General features: G+C 62.2%; 17 protein-coding genes and 1 pseudogene. 8 read left to right on the forward strand and 10 right to left on the reverse strand.

Going from position 1 to position 18087, the window contains the following annotated elements:
* Positions 1-2: 2 nt before the first annotated feature.
* The 8 genes and pseudogenes from IPM16_07700 to nusA form a co-directional block, all read right to left on the reverse strand.
* Complete coding sequence (locus IPM16_07700) at positions 3-1508, reverse strand: extracellular solute-binding protein (protein MBK9122995.1); 1506 nt, start codon at positions 1506-1508, stop codon at positions 3-5.
* 177 nt (positions 1509-1685) lie between these two features.
* Positions 1686-2600, reverse strand: a complete 915-nt coding sequence (gene ribF, locus IPM16_07705) for a riboflavin biosynthesis protein RibF (protein ID MBK9122996.1) — start codon at positions 2598-2600, stop codon at positions 1686-1688.
* A gap of 21 nt (positions 2601-2621) precedes the next feature.
* Complete coding sequence (gene truB, locus IPM16_07710; GenBank protein ID MBK9122997.1) at positions 2622-3491, reverse strand: tRNA pseudouridine(55) synthase TruB; 870 nt, start codon at positions 3489-3491, stop codon at positions 2622-2624.
* A 40-nt stretch (positions 3492-3531) separates the two neighbouring features.
* The gene (locus IPM16_07715; protein MBK9122998.1) at positions 3532-4500 is read right to left on the reverse strand and encodes a bifunctional oligoribonuclease/PAP phosphatase NrnA; all 969 of its coding nucleotides are present in this window, start codon (positions 4498-4500) and stop codon (positions 3532-3534) included.
* Positions 4493-4915, reverse strand: a complete 423-nt coding sequence (rbfA, locus tag IPM16_07720) for a 30S ribosome-binding factor RbfA (protein MBK9122999.1) — start codon at positions 4913-4915, stop codon at positions 4493-4495. The genes IPM16_07715 and rbfA overlap by 8 nt, the downstream gene beginning before the upstream one ends.
* Before the next feature lie 2 nt (positions 4916-4917).
* The gene (gene infB / locus IPM16_07725; GenBank protein ID MBK9123000.1) at positions 4918-6726 is read right to left on the reverse strand and encodes a translation initiation factor IF-2; all 1809 of its coding nucleotides are present in this window, start codon (positions 6724-6726) and stop codon (positions 4918-4920) included.
* 100 nt (positions 6727-6826) lie between these two features.
* Positions 6827-7066 carry a YlxR family protein gene (locus IPM16_07730; GenBank protein MBK9123001.1) on the reverse strand — a complete coding sequence of 80 codons (240 nt, stop codon included), beginning with the start codon at positions 7064-7066 and terminating at the stop codon, positions 6827-6829.
* Between the two features lie 872 nt (positions 7067-7938).
* Positions 7939-9036 (reverse strand): annotated as a pseudogene (gene nusA, locus IPM16_07735) (transcription termination/antitermination protein NusA).
* 253 nt (positions 9037-9289) lie between these two features.
* Between nusA and IPM16_07740 the strand changes: the two are divergent.
* Positions 9290-10687, forward strand: a complete 1398-nt coding sequence (locus tag IPM16_07740) for a M20/M25/M40 family metallo-hydrolase (protein ID MBK9123002.1) — start codon at positions 9290-9292, stop codon at positions 10685-10687.
* Here IPM16_07740 and IPM16_07745 read toward each other — a convergent pair.
* Together IPM16_07745 and IPM16_07750 are read right to left on the reverse strand one after the other, a co-directional pair.
* Positions 10656-11390 (reverse strand): histidine phosphatase family protein, encoded by a 735-nt coding sequence (locus IPM16_07745; GenBank protein MBK9123003.1) that lies wholly within the window; start codon positions 11388-11390, stop codon positions 10656-10658. The genes IPM16_07740 and IPM16_07745 overlap by 32 nt on opposite strands.
* Before the next feature lie 6 nt (positions 11391-11396).
* The gene (locus IPM16_07750) at positions 11397-12320 is read right to left on the reverse strand and encodes a tyrosine-protein phosphatase (protein MBK9123004.1); all 924 of its coding nucleotides are present in this window, start codon (positions 12318-12320) and stop codon (positions 11397-11399) included.
* Between the two features lie 104 nt (positions 12321-12424).
* On the opposite strand from IPM16_07750, the gene IPM16_07755 reads away from it, so the two are divergent.
* The 7 genes from IPM16_07755 to IPM16_07785 all read left to right on the forward strand — a co-directional run bounded on the left by IPM16_07755 (position 12425) and on the right by IPM16_07785 (position 18011).
* Positions 12425-13135, forward strand: a complete 711-nt coding sequence (locus tag IPM16_07755; GenBank protein ID MBK9123005.1) for a nitroreductase family protein — start codon at positions 12425-12427, stop codon at positions 13133-13135.
* A 94-nt stretch (positions 13136-13229) separates the two neighbouring features.
* On the forward strand, positions 13230-14321 hold the full coding sequence (locus IPM16_07760) for a DUF3179 domain-containing protein (GenBank protein ID MBK9123006.1): 1092 nt from the start codon (positions 13230-13232) through the stop codon (positions 14319-14321).
* A gap of 77 nt (positions 14322-14398) precedes the next feature.
* Complete coding sequence (locus IPM16_07765; protein MBK9123007.1) at positions 14399-15112, forward strand: sulfite exporter TauE/SafE family protein; 714 nt, start codon at positions 14399-14401, stop codon at positions 15110-15112.
* A gap of 17 nt (positions 15113-15129) precedes the next feature.
* On the forward strand, positions 15130-15870 hold the full coding sequence (gene pgl, locus IPM16_07770; protein ID MBK9123008.1) for a 6-phosphogluconolactonase: 741 nt from the start codon (positions 15130-15132) through the stop codon (positions 15868-15870).
* A gap of 68 nt (positions 15871-15938) precedes the next feature.
* Positions 15939-16994, forward strand: coding sequence for a VOC family protein (locus IPM16_07775; protein MBK9123009.1), 1056 nt, complete (start codon positions 15939-15941; stop codon positions 16992-16994).
* A 13-nt stretch (positions 16995-17007) separates the two neighbouring features.
* Entirely contained in the window at positions 17008-17664 is a 657-nt protein-coding gene (locus IPM16_07780) for a dienelactone hydrolase family protein (protein ID MBK9123010.1), read from the forward strand.
* Positions 17665-17675: 11 nt separating this feature from the next.
* Positions 17676-18011, forward strand: coding sequence for a DUF5519 family protein (locus IPM16_07785; GenBank protein ID MBK9123011.1), 336 nt, complete (start codon positions 17676-17678; stop codon positions 18009-18011).
* The last annotated feature ends 76 nt before the right edge of the window (positions 18012-18087 follow it).

The raw sequence follows: 18087 nt of genomic DNA on the forward strand, positions 1-18087 counted from the left end.
CTTTACTCGACCGTCGCCGTGACGACGTAGGTCGTGTCGTCATAGACGAAGGTCACTGTGCTGTCGGCAGCCAATTCGAGGACGAGGTTCGGGCCGTCTTTGACGCCATCGGCACCGTAATTCTCGGCCCAGCTCAGGTTGATGGCAACCTTGTACTCGTAGGTACCGGCCGGGATGTCGAACGTGCCAGTATACGTCCCGTCGTCCTGCAGCATCAGTTCAGAGTTGCGGCAGGCCGGATCCCAGTCGCCCGCACAGCCCAACGCGGCATTGAATGCGCCGGGCAGCGTAACAATTCGCTCGGTGCTGCTCATCAGTCCGATCGCATTGGCGATCTGCGCAACCGCGCCATCGACCGCCTCAACCGCGTCACCACCGGTGCTGATCGACGTCAGTGCGGCATCCGAAGCGCCCCAGACCGCGGCCATTTCGGGAATGGCCGGCATCGGGATTGCACCCTCGCCTGCGGCGATGAACGACGCGATGTTCGGGTCGGCGCTGGTGTCAACAGCCAAGAACGCAGGCGGACGGCCACCCTGATCGAAGATCGCCTGCATGAACTCGGTCGTCGCGACGAAGTCAAGCAGGAAGGTTTCGGCCTCGAGCTGCTTCTCGCTGAATGCGCTGATCACGAAGCCCTGACCACCAGCGAACGGCGTACCGACGTCTTTGCCGCCTTCCGCGCCGGGAAGCGGGTCGATCGAGTAGTTGACGCCGCTGTCGATGATGCGCTGGCTGAACCACGGGCCAGTCACGAACATGCCAAGCTCACCGGCGCCAAAGAACTCGAACACGACATCGTCGTTGACATTCGGGACCATTAGGCCGTCGGCATACATGCCGGATAGCCACTGGGCAGCGCTTACGCCACCTTCACTGTTCAGACCGACATCGGCAACGTTGAACGTGCCGTCTTCATTCTGACCGAAGATGTAACCACCCCACGCCGACGTAATCGGGAAGTTGTGGTAGGTGTTACCGGTCTGGACAAGGAATGCGTAGTCGGCCGTGCCGTCGGCCGCGAACTGCTCGGCAACCGCGCGAACTTCATCCCAAGTCGCGGGGGCTTCCGGGACCAGATCGACATTGCGGATCAGCGCAATGTTTTCGGTCGCGTAAGGGATGCCCCAGAACTGGTTGTTGTACGTGAACAGGTTGATGCTCAGTTCAGTGAACTCGGACGTCCGGTCACCAAGATTGAGCGGGACGATTGCGCCGTTGGCGACAAACTGCCCGATCGAGTCGTGCGCGGTGATCAGGATGTCCGGGCCTTCGCCTGCCGGGCCGGCGACCAGAAGCTGATCGCGCGCTTCACCAAGGCCAAACTGCTGGATTTCGACGGGAACGCCGAACTCCTCGGTAAACTGAGTGGCCAGTTCGGCCAACAGCGGCGCACGCTCGCCATCCGCCCAGATTACAAGGGCGTCGTCCTGAGCGACTGCGCCGAGGCTGACCGCCAGCGCGACCAACACCAGTACAACTATGGTCAAAAACTTGCTGCGAAGCATTTTGGAGTGATCCTTTCGTCGCGTTTCGCCATCCCTTCACACGGGAAGAAACGCAAAATTACGATAGCCGACATGTAATCGGCGTACCGGAATTATAGCCACGCGCAAGCGTACGGCCCAATGCTAACAAGGCTCTTGCTTGGGTGAGTTGCACAAACTTTGATTAGAAGGGGAGTCCTAAAACGCTTCGCCCGACGTTAACGTCGGCCCTGATCTGCGCGACGAGCGCGTCGATTGAGGGAAACTTGATCTCACCGCGCAGGCGCTGGACGAAGGAGACGGTGAGGTTTTCCCGTACAGGTCGCCGTCGAAGTCGAGCAAATGCGCTTCGACACGCAGTTGGCTCCCCTCGAACGTGGGTCGTACGCCGAGGTTCGTCACGCACGGATGGGTAGACCCATCGAACGATGCATATCCGGCGTATACGCCAAAGGGAGGCAGGAGCTGCTCGTCCCAGATCGAGAGATTCGCGGTCGGGAATCCAATTGTCCGGCCACGCTGATCGCCTTGGACGACCTCGCCGCGGACAGCAAACGGCCGCCCCAACAGCTCGCCCGCCGCCTTGACGTCGCCCGACTCGAGCAGTTCGCGAATGCGCGTGCTGCTGATCGCTTCCTGATCCTCGCTCGTGACAAGTTCGAGCTCATGCACCGTATATCCGTACTGCTCGCCCAGCTCACGCAGAAAGCTCACCGTTCCTTCACGCTCGTAACCCAGCGCAAAGCGTTCACCGACCCACATCTCGCGCATCGGAATCTGGCGGCAGAGCAGGTCGACATAGTCGGCCGCACGTATGCGCCGGAATTCGTCGTCGAAGCGCTGTGTGATAACGACGTCGACGCCGAGCTTCTTGAGCTCCTCGGCGCGCATGTCCGGCGAAGTCAGGTAGTAGCGGCCAGTGATTCCACGGAGGATAGCGGCAGGATGCGGGAAGAACGTTAGCACGACGGTCACGTTGCCGCTGGCGCGGGCGCGGGCGACAAGCTCGCGGATCAGGTGTTGATGGCCGACGTGTACGCCATCGAATACGCCGATCGTGACCTGCGCAGGCTGTGAAAGACGGATCGCTTGCAGCGAGTCCACATGCGTCATGTGCGTTACCGTTTCAGGGGATTACCCGGCTTCAGCGTGCAAGAATACTTTGTGCGGATGCCACGCGCCACCCCGCGCAGCGAGGATCGCGGCAAGTTCGCCAGCGTAGACCGCCGCGGCTGTGGTGTCGTCTGGCGCCTCAGCGGGTATAGGCCGGCCGTGCGTTATGTGCGAGACGTCTTCTGACGTGAGCTCAATGCGTGGCATGTCATCAAGCGCTTTCAATGGCGCGATCAGATAAGGATTCCAGTCCAATTCGGCCGTGAGCGTCGCAAGGGGTATGGCGTCCTCCACCTTGAAGCGGCCGCTCGCGGTACGCTCTAGAGCCGACAGGTGCGCGCCCGTACCGAGCATCTCGCCCAAATCATGCGCAATACTCCGAATGTAGGTCCCGGCGCTGCATGTCACGTCAATCAGCACGGTTGCAGTACTAGCGGCGCTGTCGGCAGCGAAGCCAAGCACGTCGATACGGTCGATTCTCACGCGCCGCGGAGTTCGCTCGATAGACTGCCCGGCACGCGCGATGTCGTACAGCTTGCGCCCGCCGACCTTGATCGCGCTGTGCATGGGTGGAATCTGGTCGATATCGCCGGTCAGCCGGCTTGCCGCACGTTCGACATCCGCCTGCATGAGATGATCCGCTGGCGCGTGCGCGACGACACTGCCGTCCGAGTCGTACGTGTCTGTTTCGATTCCAAGAACAACGGCCGCGCGATAGCGCTTGGTGTGCGCCATCACGTACTCGCTTAAGCGCGTCGCCGCGCCCAAGCACACGACGAGGACGCCCGTCGCCATCGGATCGAGCGTGCCGGCGTGCCCAACCTTTACGTTCCCCCTACCCTGCTGCCGCAGCGCACGGCGAATTGTCGCAACGACATCGTGACTGGTCATACCGGGCGGTTTGGCGAGATTGAGGAACCCGAACACGGTTCTACCGGACGATCAACTTGCCGCCATGGACGGCGTCCTTCAGCAGTGCCAGCACGCGACCCACCGCGGCATCGAGCGGGCCGTCGATCGTGGCACCGGACGCCTGAACATGCCCGCCGCCGCCCAATTGGTACGCCACCCGTGAAACGTCAAAGCCCAGTTTGGACCGCAGGCTCAGTTCGACACGCCCGTCGTGCAGCTCTTTGAACGTCGCCGAAATCATCGCCTCGTCAACCTTCACCAAAAAACTCGACAGGCTGAGGTCGAGCGCCGGGTCGACACGGAGACGCCGGAACACGTCGAACGGAATTATGGTGTAGATCACGCCGTCGTCCAACGTCAATTGAGCCAGCGCCTCGCGCCACACCAGAAGGCTGTCGAAGCTGCGTGTGTCCAGCGTCAGCGCCGTGATCTCGGTCAATGAGGCGCCGCGCTTCATCAAGTCCTGAGCAATCTGCAGCGTCCGCGGACTGACGTTGCTCGTCCGGAATCCAATCGTGTCGGTTACGAGCCCGGTCAGCAGTGCCTTTGCGCTATCCGGCCCGATGGGCACGCCGGATGCAGTCAACACGTCATAGGCGACTTCGCTGGCTGAAACCGCCTCCGGCACGACGATCTGTACGTCGCCGAACTTCGTGTTGGTCGCATGGTGATCGAGGTTGATCTCGAGCTTGCTGTGCGCCCGCGCGTATCGCCCACAGTCTCCGGTACGCTCGATATCGCTGCTGTCCGCCGCGATCAGCACGTCCCATTCCCCTGCCGACAAGTTCGCCTGAACTTGCTCCCAACCGGGCAAGAAGCGGAGGTAGTCGGGAACGCCATGATCAACCGCGACGTCGACCTGTTTGCCGATGGAACGCAGCGCGTGCGCCAAGCCGAGCGACGTGCCAATGGCATCGCCATCCGGTTGAACATGTGTAACGATAACGATCGACTGTGAGCCTTGAAGTGCCTCAAGCACGCTAGTCAAGCGGCTCCTCCTCGTCGTAGTCGACCGCTGCGATGTCGTCCTCGTCGGGCGCGGTCAGGTCTTCCGGATCAGGCGGCGGAATGACGAGGTCGCGGAAGATTCGCTGGACCCGTTCGCTGCGTTCCAGCCCTTCGTCCCAAAGGAAGTGGAGTACCGGCGCGCTGCGCACTTGTAGGCGCTGAGCGACCTCTCGCCTGAGATAGCTGTTGGCGCGCTTCAGCCCGCTGAGGACCTCGGCGCGCCGCGACTCGTCGCCCAGCGCATTGACGTAGATCTTCGCATCCGACAGCTCGCTGTCGATCTTGACATCCGTCACGGTGACATCGTGCAGGCGTGGATCGGCCACTTCGCGCAGAAGCAGTAGGCTGAGGATCTCGCGAATCCGCCCTGCGACTCGATCCTGCTTGATGGACATGACTAGCTCACTCGCTCCATGATGAAGAACTCGATCATGTCGCCATCTTCGAAGTCATGGAAGTTGCTCAGGCCGATACCGCACTCGAAGCCGGACCGCACTTCGCGCACGTCCTCGTTGAAGCGCTTTAGCGAGCTGACCGACGCCTCTTCGTGGATCACCTTGCCGCCGCGCTTGACGCGGGCCTTGGCACTGCGCCGCGCCTCGCCTTCGCGGATGAAGCTGCCGGCAATCGCGCCGACCTTGCTGATCCGGAACACCTGCCGGACTTCCGCGACACCGATAGTCTTCGGCGCATAGACCGGATCCAGCATGCCCTTGAGCGCCAGTTCGATGTCCTCGAACAGCTTGTAGATCACTTCATAGTGGCGGATCTCGACATGGTGCGCTTCAGCCGTCCGGCGTGCCGCCGTATCGACGTCCACGTTGAAGCCGATCACAATGCCGCTGGACGCACTGGCAAGCATTACGTCGTTCTCGGTGATGTTGCCGACATCTGCGGCAAGGATACGCAGGCGCACGCCATCAGAACTCGCCTTGCCGATCTGATTCAACGAGTCCTCGATCGGCTGAAGCGAGCCCTGCACGTCGACCTTGATAATCAGGTTGAGATCTTTGGCGTCGCCAGCGGCGACCTGCGCAAACACTTGCTCTAGCGTCAAAGTCGCGCGAGCACCCCCCTGTGCAGCGAGGGAGGATGCGTCGTGCCGGTCACCGATGAGGTCACGCGCCACCTTCTCGTTCTTGGCGTGGTCGAACGTCGTGCCCGGAAGCGGCGGCTGATTCAGGCCGAGTACCTGTACCGGGGTAGACGGACCGGCCTCGTCGACCTGCGCGCCGTCCTCACCAAACATTGCCTTGATGCGCCCGTAGGCATCGCCTGCCGTAATGACGTCGCCGCGATGCAGTGTGCCGTTCAAAACCAACAAGGTCGCCAGCGTTCCACGGCTCTTGTCCACGCGGCTTTCGATCACGACGCCCGACGCCTCAGCTTTCGGATTGGCGACGATACGCGACTCGTCAGCAGTGAGCAGAATCGCTTCCAGTAGGTCCTCGATGCCCTCGCCCTTGAGCGATGCGACCGGGATCATCAGCGTCGAGCCGCCCCAGTCGTCGGGCTGCAGGCCAACGTCATCGAGCATCTGCTTCACACGCTCTACGTTGGCGTTGCGCTTGTCGACCTTCGTGATCGCAACAACGATTGGGACATTCGCCGCCCGGGCGTGGTTGAGCGCCTCGCGGGTGGTCGGCATCACGCCGTCGTCAGCCGCCACGACCAGAATGGCGATGTCTGCGCCCTGAGCGCCACGCGCACGCATCTGCGTGAATGCTTCATGGCCGGGCGTGTCGAGGAAGGTGATGACGCGCTCGCCGCGCTTTACCTGATAGGCGCCGATGTGCTGCGTGATCCCGCCTGCCTCGCCTTCGGCCACACGGGCTTTGCGGACGGCATCGAGAAGAGTCGTTTTGCCGTGATCAACGTGACCGAGGATCGTCACGACAGGGGGCCGGGTAATCAGGTCTTCAGCACGCTCATTCTGGATAAGCTTGCTGACCACCTGCGTGCTGTTCTCGACGCGCGTGCGTTCGGCTGCTTCCGCCTGAACCGCGCTCTCGGATGATGCCTCGAAACCGAGTTCTTCGATGACGATGGCTGCTGTGTCGAAGTCGATCTGCTGGTTGATCGTCGCCATCACACCGTTGGCGATCAGCCGCTTCATGACGTCGATCGGGCTGGCCTTGATGAGTTCGGCCAGCGCCCGGACAGTGATGTAGTCCGGAACGAGTATTGCCTGCTTTTCCTGTACCATATCTTCCTCCACGAGCGGACATGGCAGCAGGAAAACCCTGTTACCTATGCCCGCATTCGATCCTGATTTACGGCCCGCCCGCGCCGGCCAATCCGCGCGCTCATTGGGCGGGTGAATGACTGCGAATGACAGCACGTGCATCGTCGGTGAGAACCATGCGCAATGCTGTTCCTAGAACGTTAGACTCGGCCGCGCGCTGCCAGCAGACCGGGTTGTCGCACAAGTACGCGCCGCGACCGTTGCGCTTGCCGGTCGTGTCGACAGCGATCGAGCCGTCCGGCAGCCTGACAATCCGCGTCATTGTCCGCTTCGCGTCTTTAGTGCGGCAGATCGCACACATGCGTATGGGAGTTTGTCTGCGGATCGGTGCGCTCATATCCCCGTGTCCCCACGCCGGCCTTAACTTACGCGGCCCTATTCGAAATCGTCATCCCAGACCGCGCCGGTGCCACCGCGATGCTGGCGACGAACGACCATCTCGCCACGGTCCTCGTCGAAGTAGATCTGACGATGCTTCTTCTTGCCTTTCTTGCCCTTCTTGCCCTTCGGCGACAAGACATCTTCTTCGTCCTCGACTTCGACGACCGGCTCAGGCGAAAGACGCGTGTCCTTGCGCGCGCGGCGGCGATCGTCTGCGGGAAGCTCGTCCGGGAAGGCTACCACGGGCGATTGAGCCGGCGCCACGGCAGGAACTTCCGGTGCCAACTCCACCGCTTCCGGCGAGACTTCGGCTTCGGCCGGTTCTGCCGTCGCTGCAGCCGCCTCCGCCTCGGCGGCGGCCAATTGTTCCAGCGCCTCCGGATCCATCACCTTGTCCAGCGCCACCTGCAGCATCTCGACCGAGCCTTCAGGCTGGCCGGACAGCAGGCGGTTGATCCGCTTCTCGTCGATGAGGAAACGAAGGAGAATCTCGCCCACGTTTTCGAGCGGGGCCAGCGCGTCTAGCAACGGTTCCGGCAGTTCCAGCTTCTCGACCGGGATCTGGAACGCAGGCTGCGGCAGCGTGGCACGCAGTGCGTTGATCTCGGCAAGGCGAGCCTGCCGCGACTGAATGCGCAGGCCGAGCAGATGGGTCTCGACCGCCTCGGCGAAGCGCGCAAGCGTCGAGTATTCTTCCGGCTGAACCGTCAAGCCGGCCGTCTTCTTCTCCATGATTCGGCGCACTTCGGCCACCGTCGCCCCAAGCCGCTGGATGACCGGCTCGAGATCGGGGTTTTCGGCGTCGACCTGCTCCAACGCCTGCGCGACCGCTTCACTAACCGCCTTAATGTCGATGCGCCAATGCGTCAGCTTGGCGGCGAGGCGGGCGTTCTGGCCCTCGCGGCCAATCGCCTGCGAGAGATGATCGTCCGGAACCAGCACAACCGCCGTGCGGCCGCTGTCCGGGTCGTCGTCGAGGAACACGGCGCGGGCTTGCGCCGGGTTGAGCGCCTTCTTGATGAACTCTTCGTGATCGGGCGACCACTCGATGACGTCGATCTTCTCGCCGTGGAGTTCCTTCACGATATTCTGAATGCGGTTGCCCTTGATGCCGACGCACGCGCCGACCGGGTCGATGTTATCCATCAACGCGACGACCGCGACCTTCGACCGGCCACCGGCTTCGCGGGCGATATTCTTGATCTCGACCTGTCCGTTGTATATTTCCGGCACTTCGTATTCGAGCAGGCGCTTGAGCATGTTGCGATGCGCGCGGCTCACGACGATCTGCGGGCTGCGCGACGACTTCTTGACTTCGTTGACCAGAACGCGGATCTTGTCGCCCGGCCGGAACTTCTCGCCAGGGATCTGCTGCGCGCGCGGCATGACCGCTTCGGCACGGCTGTTCAGGCTCAACGTGATCGCTGCCGGCGTCACGCTCTGCACTGTCGCCGTCACGATTTCGCCGACCTTTTGGTCGTACTCCTGGAACAGGTTCTCGCGCTCTGCCTGGCGGATGCGCTGCAGGATGACCTGCTTGGCCGCCTGCGCGGCGATGCGCCCGAAATTCTTGGTGGTCTTTTCGACCCGTACCATGACGACATCGCCGATCTGCGCCTCGGGATCGAAGAAGCGTGCTTCCTCGAGCGTGACCTCGGTATGCGGCGAGAATACGTCGTCCACGACTTCCTTCTCGACGTAGATGGTCGGCCGGCCACGCTTGGGGTCGATCTCCGCCTCGATGCGCTGGGCCTTGCTGGCGTTGGTGTCCTTGCGATAGGCAGACACCAAGGCTTCGCAGAGCGCCTCACGCACGATGTCGGCTTGAAGCATGCGCGACTCGGCGATTTCCTGGAATGCCCGGTCGAACCGGACCTCATCCTCTCTCATGTGAGTTGTTGTACCCCCGTGACACCTGCGGCACAGAACGTCTGTGCGGACCTTACCTATGAAAAAAGTGGGGGTTGCCCACTTCCTCGGAACGCATACATTACTGCCCTGAATTTTAGTCCTGCGCGGGGCCAGTGTCAAGGCCGGCGGAACGCGGCCCCCGACCGCCATTGGCACTCGTTTATGCTGCAGCCGGCCCCGTGGTGCTACACTTCGAGAAGTGTCTCCGCACTCCCTACCCTCAGGAGCATCCATGTTTGCCGAAGCCCACATCGCCGCAGACCGCCGCTTGCAGGAGTTTATCGGCCGACTGAAGGCGCTCGCGTCGATCCCCAGCATCAGCACCGATCCGGCACACTGGCCGGATGTCGAGCGCGCCGCCGCATGGTTGTCAGACTGGATGCATGACATCGGCATGCAGAACGTTCGCACGTTTACCCGCGGCGAGTACCTGCCGCTCGTCTACGGCGACCATCTCGGCGCAGGGCCGGATGCCCCGACCGTACTGATCTACACCCACTACGACGTTCAACCCGCCGCCCGCGAAGATGGTTGGGACACCGAACCCTTCGAGCCGGAAATCATCGACGGCAAGCTGTATGCACGCGGTGCGGTCGACAGCAAGATTCACGTGATCGCCCAGCTCTCGGCCATCGCCTGCATGATCGGCGCGGGATCGCCGCCAGTGAACGTCAAAGTACTGTTCGAAGGCGAAGAGGAGTCAGGCTCGGAGCACATCTTCGCGTTCGTGGCGGAAAACCCGGACCTGCTCAAGGCCGACGTCACGGTGATCACTGACGGCAGCATGCCCGACCCGGATCAGCCGGTGCTGGTGTACGGATTGCGCGGCTTGGTCACCGGCGAGATTCGCGTCAAAGGCCCCCGGCGTGACCTGCACAGCGGCCACTACGGTGGGACCGTACACAATCCGGCGCAGGCACTTGCCGAGATCGTGGCACAGCTTCATACGCCTGACGGGAAAGTGACGGTACCGGGATTCTATGATGCCGTCGCGCCGCTATCGCCCGACGAGCGCGTGGCGTTGAGCGGTATCGCCGAGGCAATCGTCGACGAGTGGCACCAGAATGCGTCCGCGCCTCAGCCGTGGGGCGAAGAGGGTTTCGCAATTCACGAGCGCATCTCGGCCCGCCCGACGTTGGAGATCAACGGAATCTCCGGCGGCTACACTGGCAGCGGCTTTAAGACGGTGCTGCCGTCAACTGCCTTTGCACGCTTCTCATGCCGATTGGTTCCCAATCAAGATCCGAACACCATATTCGCAGCGGTGAAGGCACACGTTATGAGTCTCGTGCCGGCCAGCGTAACGGTTGAGGTCGTCGAATTGGAAGAGGGATCGCCCGGGTTTGTCGTCGATCGCCACTCGGCGCCGATGCAAGCGGTCCGGACAGCGTATCAGAGAGCGTGGTCGGCCGAGCCTTTGTGGAATCGCGACGGCGGCAGCGTGCCCGTCGTAACGGCCTTCCAGCGTCACCTCGATACCACCATCGTGTTGATGCCGTTCGGCCACAAGCTGGGCGGTGCGCACAGCCAGAACGAACACATCATGCTGCGCAGTTTCAAACGCGGCATTCACGCTATGCTGTACTTCTACGAGGCTCTTACGTCACTTGATGCGCCTGGAGATGCATGATGCGGTTGACGTAGCGGACCAGCATCATCCCCTCGCCGACGAAGTCGATGCGGGTCAGACCCGTGTTGTACATCCAGTGGTAAGCGTGCTCGGACGGCAGGTTGTCGAGCAGCGCGTGAATGAGCGCGTTGATGAAGTTTCCGTGCGACACCAGCAGGATATGCTCGTCACTGTTTGACTTGTCGCGTGCCTGCGACCGCAACGAGGACGCAACCCGCATCGCGCGGGCATAGCACCCGTACAGGTCCTCCTCGCCCCGGCTCGGGTCGTACCAGCCATTTTGGGTAACGGTATCTGACAAGTCGTAGCCGGGGAAATCCTGCTGCATCTGCTCACGCGTCATCCCCGGGAAGCTCTGGACTCCTTCCGGCGTGTGCAAATACAGGCCGCCGCTCTCGTGAATATCCGTCCAGACCGACGTCGTGACATCCAGCGCATCATGCAGATGCTTGGCAGTCTGCAGAGCACGGTGCATCGGACTAACGTAGATTCTCGTAATGTGTGTTCGACGCGGTGCGAGCCTACCGGAGTCATGCGTACCCATACGCACGATCTCCTCGATGTCCTGCGCGTTCTTGAACCACTCTGCGAGCAGACGCGCCTGCTCATGCCCGAGTTCGGTCAGCTCGGGGTCGTGATGGCGCTGTTGGTCGCCGTGGGCGTTATTGAGCGATTGGCCGTGACGGACGAGTGTAACTCGCATTGCCTGCTATTCCTCCAGTAGATTCGCGCGCAGCGCGGCGATGACCGACTCGTCGATCCCGCAGCGCGTCAAAGCATAGTCCTCAAACGAACCATAGCGCCGTCGCAATTCCGCGATCACGTCGCGCAAGACGGCAGGATCGGCGACGGCAAACGGGGTCATGTCGTCGGGGGTGATCGCCATCCACTTGAAGCGCACCACCGCCTCGCCCACATACTCGCGAAACCGATGATGATACTTGTTGCTCAAGCTGTAGTCGGCGACGATCACTTCGTCCGGCACGCCAAGCAGGCCGAACAACACCATCGCCGCGGCGCCAGTACGATCTTTGCCGGCCGAACAGTGAAACAGCAGCGGATAGTTCTCAGCGTCCGCCGCCAACCTCAAAAACGCGCCGATGACGCCGGCGTTGTACTCAAGAATCAGGTCGGTGTAAGTCTCGTACACGAGTTGTCGCATCTGTGCAGACCGGAACAGCAGGACGATCAGTCGCCGTCTCGCGCCGTGATCTGCCTTCAGCGGTATGAAGGCCGGTCTCGCGCCGAACCGTTCAGGAAGGTCGGGCGACCGTTCCGCCTCGCGTTCCGTCCGCAGGTCGCAAATGACTTTGAGACCAAGCTGTGCCACCAAGTGCACATCGCCCTCGGACAGCTCGCTGAGTGTGCCGCTGCGGTAGATCCGCCCCCACCGGACGCGCTTGCCATTTGCCGCAGGGTATCCGCCGATGTCGCGCAGATTTACTGCCGTTGCAATAGGTAGGAATCGGTCGTGAGATGCGCCGGTAGAGTCGAGCAGCCAGTCAGGGTTCTGTGGGAGTGTCAGTGCATCGGGGTTAATGCGGGCGTGGCGGCGGCGGATAGACCGGCGGTACAGCAGCCATACGGCGGCCAGTCCCATCGCCAGCACAAGAATCACAATAACGGCGGGCACGTGCTTTGTTCTCGCTTCGCAGTGTAGTATAGGCCAGAAGCAGCCATTATATCGCGGTCGCCGGCAGATGGGTTGCATCCGGGAGCGACCCGATCGAGGGACCGATGAACGACTCGCCGTACCGCCCCATGCCTCTCGACTACGAGCGCCTCAGCGAGGACGAGGCCCGTGAGCGCAGCAAGCATTACGTGCAGGCGATGCTCAAGCGCAGGACTGTGCGCGATTTCTCCACGCGGCCGGTGCCGCGTGACTTGATCGACAACGCAATCGTGGCCGCCAACAGCGCGCCGTCCGGTGCGAATCAACAGCCGTGGACGTTCGCCGTCATTACCGATCCCGCACTGAAGGCGAAGATTCGAGACGCGGCCGAGGCCGAAGAACGCGAAAACTACGGCCGGCGGATGAGTGACGAGTGGAAGGCGGCGTTGGCGCACATCGGCACCACGTGGGAGAAGCCACATCTGACCGACGCGCCTGTGCTGATCGTGGTTTTCGCGCAGAGCTACGGACGCGCTGTCGATCCGATCACCGGAGCCGAGTCCCAGATCAAGCACTACTACGTGGCAGAGTCGGTCGGAATCGCGGTCGGGATGCTGTTGTCGGCGCTGCACCTCGCCGGGCTGGCGACGCTCACCCACACGCCGAGTCCGATGGGCTTTCTCGCTGACCTCCTTCGTCGCCCCTCGAACGAGCGTGCCTACGTGCTCATACCCGTTGGCTACCCCGCCGAGGACGCCGTCGTGCCGACGCTCACAAAGAAGTCCCTCGCGGATGTCATGGTACGTTTCGATCCAAATGAACCCTCGGATGCGTAATTGGTTGCGACGATACATCACCGTCGAGGTCCTCATGGTTCGGCTTGTCGTAGGTCTCTTGTTGCTAATCCTGAATTCGTCGAGTCCTGCGGGAGTGAGAGCGCAGTCCGACTGCGACCCGCTCGTCGACGGACGTGCACGCTTTCCGATCAGCTACTGGGAATTGACCGATTTCTGCTTGACCTCGGTCGATCTCTCCGAGATCATTTCGGGCGGACCGCCGCCGGACGGCATTCCTCCGATCGACAACCCGCAGTTCGAGACGATCGAGCAAGCGTCGTCGTGGCTGGAGGACCGCAGCCCTGTCATTGCGCTCGAGGTAGACGGCGACGCCCGCGCCTATCCGCTTGCCATTCTAACGTGGCACGAAATCGTCAACGACGAGGTAGGCGGTGTGCCGGTCGCGGTGACGTTCTGCCCGCTGTGCAACGCCGGTCTTGTGTTCGAACGCACCGTGAGCGGCGAGGTGCTGCGGTTCGGCGTGAGTGGTCTGCTCCGTAACAGCGATATGATCATGTGGGACGACGCAACGCAGTCCTTTTGGCAGCAGTTGACCGGAGAGGGCATTGTCGGCGCGTTTACCGGAACGCGGCTGGCCGAACGCCCGAGCACGATGACCAGCTTCGGGGCGTTTGCGGCTCGCTATCCGGACGGCACGGTTCTCTCGCGCGAAACGGGCGTCTTCCGCGATTATGGGCGCAACCCGTACACGGGGTATGACTCGAGCACGGTACCGTTCCTGTACAGCGGTGACCTCGACGACCGTCTGCCGCCAATGGCGCGCGTGCTTGGCTTCCGGCTCGGCCAGTCTGCGGTGGCATACGATTTGGACACGCTGGCCGAGGTCTTCGTAATCAACGATGATGTCGAGGGCATTCCGGTGGCCGCGTTCTGGCAGCCCGGGGTCGCAAGCGCGCTCGACGCGACGGCCATCGACGACTCGCGCGATGTCGGTATGGCAGCCCTCTACGACCGGCAGGTCGGCGACACCGTACTGACGTTTACGGCCGGCGAAAACGGCGCTATCACGGACGAGCAGACCGGATCGACTTGGGACTTCTTCGGCACCGCGACCAGCGGCGAGCTGGCCGGCACGCAGCTCAACCAGCTGCTGGCCGCGCCGCACTTTTGGTTCGCGTGGTCGGCGTTTTTTCCTGAGACGACGCTGTATACTCTAGTCGAGTAGCGTCGGAATCGGCTCGGCCGGCCTGCCCGACGTCGGACGCGTGCCTGTCTTACCTCACCAATCGAAAGGCATCCCCCGTGCCGGACACGGTGGTCGTCGCGCTGATCATGATCCTCGCGGGGCTGATTCAAGGGCTGACCGGGTTCGGTTCGGCGCTCTTCTCAATGCCTATCCTCGTACAGATGCTCGGCATCGCCGTCGCCGCGCCGATGTTTGCGTTCGCGGTGTTCGCCTCCGAAGTCACGATGATCACACGCTATCGACATTCGTTTTCAGTGGGCCGCGTGTGGCGCTTGGTGGCGGCCTCTGTCCTCATGATTCCGGTGGGATCGGTATTCGGCCCTCGCCTGCCCGATGGCCTGATGCTGGCGATTCTCGGCGTCGTCGTTGCCGGATACGGCGCGTATTCGCTGCTTCGCCCAAGCATGCCGCATCTCGCAGACCCGCGCTGGGGCTATCTCTTCGGCGGCGCGGCGGGGTTGTTGAGCGGCGCATACAATACCGGCGGGCCGCCCTACGTCATCTACGGGACGACGCAAGGTTGGACTCCCAGCGAGTTCAAGGCCAGCATACAAGGCGCCTTCATCGTCAATACCCCGATCGTGATCTTCTCCCACCTGCTCAACGGACGCTATACGCCTCAGGTCTTCGAGGTGGCGATCGTGGCGACTGTAGCGATGTTGTGCGGGTTGTTGATCGGCATGTGGCTGGACCGATTCGTTAGCCCGCAGGGTTTTCGGCGCGCGGTGCAGATTGCGCTCGTCGTGTTGGGACTGTCGTTGATCTTTTGATGACCACAGGAGGCCGTATGCGTGTCGAAATCTTGGCTGAAAGCCGCGACGTCTCGGTTGCTGCGGCAGACGCATTCCTCGATGCAGCCCGCGACGCGCGTCGCGAGGGCCGGCCGCTGGCTTGGGTACTTTCCGGCGGAACGACGCCGCTCGGGGCGTACGCGTTGATCGCCGAACAGGCTGATGCGCTCGACTGGTCGGCAATCGACGTGTTCTTCGGCGACGAGCGCTGCGTGCCGCCCGATCATACGGATAGCAACTTTGGCGCGGCGAACGGTGTACTGCTGAAGAGAATTGCCGGCCTTGGCGCGCGCGTTCACCGCATTCGAGGCGAGATCAACCCGGTCGATGCCGCCGCAGAATACGATCGTCTGGTGCGCGATTTCGCGGCGACGCGCCAAAGCCCGGTGTTCGACCTCGTGTTTCTTGGCATGGGCGGCGACGGCCATACCGCCTCATTGTTCCCGGACTCGATTGCGATCCGTGAAAACGAGATGTGGGCGATACCGGCGCATTCCGCCGCGCTCGACTCATGGCGCGTAACGATGACGCCTGCCGCATTGTCGGAAGCTCGGCAAGTCGTCTTTCTCGTCACCGGAAGTGGCAAGGCCGACGCGCTCGTTCACACCCTCGAAGGCCCGCGCGACATCAACCGATTCCCGGCGCAGGCAATCGCGCCTCGAAACGGTAACGTGCGGTGGATCGTGGACAGCTACGCGGCAAGCAAGCTGCGCGGGACATATCAATCATTAACGTAAGCGGCTGACGCTGCGCAGCGTCGTTTACCGTATCCGGTACGATGCTTAGCACAGGGAACATCGCTGACATGACCGTGGTCGGCCTTCACCACATTACGCTCGTCGCGCGTGATATGCAGCGCACGATCGACTTCTACACGCAGATTCTCGGCCTGAACGTCGTCAAGCAGACCGTCAACTTTGACGATCCGTCAAGCTATCACATCTATTTCGGAGACAGCACCGGCCGGCCGGGAACGGTTGTCACGTATTTCGAGTGGCCGGAAGCGCCGAAAGGCGCGCATGGCATCGGCGGGACGCATCACTACGCGATGAGCGTTCAAGACCGGTCGGTGCTGCTCAAGTGGAAACGCCGCCTGACCGACCTCGGCATCGAGGTGCGCGGTCCATTCGACCGGACGTACTTCGAGTCGATCTATTTCGACGATCCCGATGGGGTCATCATCGAGCTGGCGACAGCGGGCCCGGGCTTTGGCGTGGACGAACCGCTGGACGCGCTGGGCCAGATCGAGCAGCGACCGCCGCTTGATGTCACGGCGCAGGGCCGCGACAACGAGACCATCGCCGCCGAGACGTGGCCTGAGCCGGTCGAAGGCATCGAACCCGATATGACCCTGTCATCCGGCATGCACCACATCACCGCCATCGGCGCCGACATTCACCGGACCCATGCGTTCTTCGGCGAACTGCTCGGCCTACGCCTCGTCAAGCAAACGATTAACTTCGACGATCCAAACAGCAAACACTGGTATTGGAGCACTGCCGCCGACGGTCAGCCGGGCACGCTCATCACGTACTTCGAGCGCGATCCGAAGAAGACCCGCATCGCGCGGCTCGGCGTTGGCCATACGCACCATTTCGCGCTCGCCGTGTCCGATGAGGACTCGCTGCTGGCGTGGCGGGCAAGGCTGGTCGACGCCGGATTGACCGTATCGCCCGTACGCGATCGCACATATTTCAAGAGCATCTACACGAAGGACCCCGACGGGCAAATCGTCGAGCTGGCGACGCTGGGCCCGGGGTTCATGGTCGATGAGCCGGCCGAATCGCTCGGCACTTCGCTGCTGCTCCCGCCGCACGTCGATCCCGCGGCTGTGGCGACTCCGGCGCTTCGAGTCCGCTAGACAAGGAGACACTATGCTTTCAGTGAACGACCCGCACGGCAGCATCGAAGTCCTGCACACCGGTGCACCGATCGAGTCCGCCAACCGTGCGCTGATCCTGATTCACGGGCGCGGTTCGACGGCCCGCGAAATCCTGACGCTCGCGCCTGAATTTGCGGTCGCGGACTTCGCTGTCCTCGCGCCGCAAGCCACTGGTAACGTGTGGTATCCGCAGCGGTTCATGCGCCCAGTCGAGGAGAACGAGCCATACTTGTCGTCGGCGCTCGCGGCGGTTGACCGCCTTGTGCAGCATCTCGGCGACAACGGCATACCGCCCGAACGCATCGCGATCGGCGGATTCTCACAGGGCGCGTGCTTGACGACCGAATACGCCGCCCGGCATCCGCGGCGGTACGGGGCAATACTGGCATTCAGCGGCGGGCTAATCGGTGACGCAAACAAACCGCTGCCGATCCACCATCCCGGCACGCCACTGGCCGGGACGCCCGTGTTCATCGGGTGCAGCGACGTGGACAGCCACATTCCAATCGAACGGGTCGATGAGACGGCCAGCATCCTGAGCACGATGGGCGGTGAGGTCGACAAGCGCATCTACCCGGGTATGGGTCACACGATCAATCAGGACGAGATCGAGGCTGCGGCGGCGCTCTTAAACGCGGTAGGGCGTTAGAAGGGCTGCGCATGAGCCTCGCGCAGCGCATTGCGGACGAGATGACGGTTCTTCCGGGTGTATCGGCCGAGCCGCACCGATTCGGCGGGGTCGAGTTCCGGGTCAACGGGCGCGAGATCGGGCATCTCCACGGCGACTCGTGGGCCGATATCCCCTTCCCCAAGCGGGTGCGCGACAAGCTGGTTGCCGAGGGTCGCGCCGAAGTCCATCACTTGCTGAAGGACACCGGCTGGATCAGTTTCTATGTTCGCAAACACGCCGATGGTGATCGTCTACTCGCCCTGCTGATGTTGAACTACCGCATCATCACGAATCGCCGGCAAGCTTTGGCGGAGTTCGGCGGATAGGGCTGAGCAAGCCTCTCATGACTGAACTTTCCTGACCCCTTGACAACTCCTGATTTCGAGCATAACGTGGGTGCTT

Origin of the sequence: Candidatus Flexicrinis affinis (genome assembly GCA_016716525.1) — a bacterium.
Lineage (GTDB): Bacteria > Chloroflexota > Anaerolineae > Aggregatilineales > Phototrophicaceae > Flexicrinis > Flexicrinis affinis.

Excerpts from the sequence above, each read along its gene's own strand:
- IPM16_07700 (MBK9122995.1), bottom strand. The coding sequence starts at position 1,508 with ATGCTTCGCAGCAAGTTTTTGACCATAGTTGTACTGGTGTTGGTCGCG.
- ribF (MBK9122996.1), bottom strand. The coding sequence starts at position 2,600 with ATGACGCATGTGGACTCGCTGCAAGCGATCCGTCTTTCACAGCCTGCG.
- truB (MBK9122997.1), bottom strand. The coding sequence starts at position 3,491 with ATGACCAGTCACGATGTCGTTGCGACAATTCGCCGTGCGCTGCGGCAG.
- rbfA (MBK9122999.1), bottom strand. The coding sequence starts at position 4,915 with ATGTCCATCAAGCAGGATCGAGTCGCAGGGCGGATTCGCGAGATCCTC.
- infB (MBK9123000.1), bottom strand. The coding sequence starts at position 6,726 with ATGGTACAGGAAAAGCAGGCAATACTCGTTCCGGACTACATCACTGTC.
- IPM16_07730 (MBK9123001.1), bottom strand. The coding sequence starts at position 7,066 with ATGTGTGCGATCTGCCGCACTAAAGACGCGAAGCGGACAATGACGCGG.
- IPM16_07740 (MBK9123002.1), top strand. The coding sequence starts at position 9,290 with ATGTTTGCCGAAGCCCACATCGCCGCAGACCGCCGCTTGCAGGAGTTT.
- IPM16_07745 (MBK9123003.1), bottom strand. The coding sequence starts at position 11,390 with ATGCGAGTTACACTCGTCCGTCACGGCCAATCGCTCAATAACGCCCAC.
- IPM16_07755 (MBK9123005.1), top strand. The coding sequence starts at position 12,425 with ATGAACGACTCGCCGTACCGCCCCATGCCTCTCGACTACGAGCGCCTC.
- pgl (MBK9123008.1), top strand. The coding sequence starts at position 15,130 with ATGCGTGTCGAAATCTTGGCTGAAAGCCGCGACGTCTCGGTTGCTGCG.
- IPM16_07775 (MBK9123009.1), top strand. The coding sequence starts at position 15,939 with ATGACCGTGGTCGGCCTTCACCACATTACGCTCGTCGCGCGTGATATG.
- IPM16_07780 (MBK9123010.1), top strand. The coding sequence starts at position 17,008 with ATGCTTTCAGTGAACGACCCGCACGGCAGCATCGAAGTCCTGCACACC.
- IPM16_07785 (MBK9123011.1), top strand. The coding sequence starts at position 17,676 with ATGAGCCTCGCGCAGCGCATTGCGGACGAGATGACGGTTCTTCCGGGT.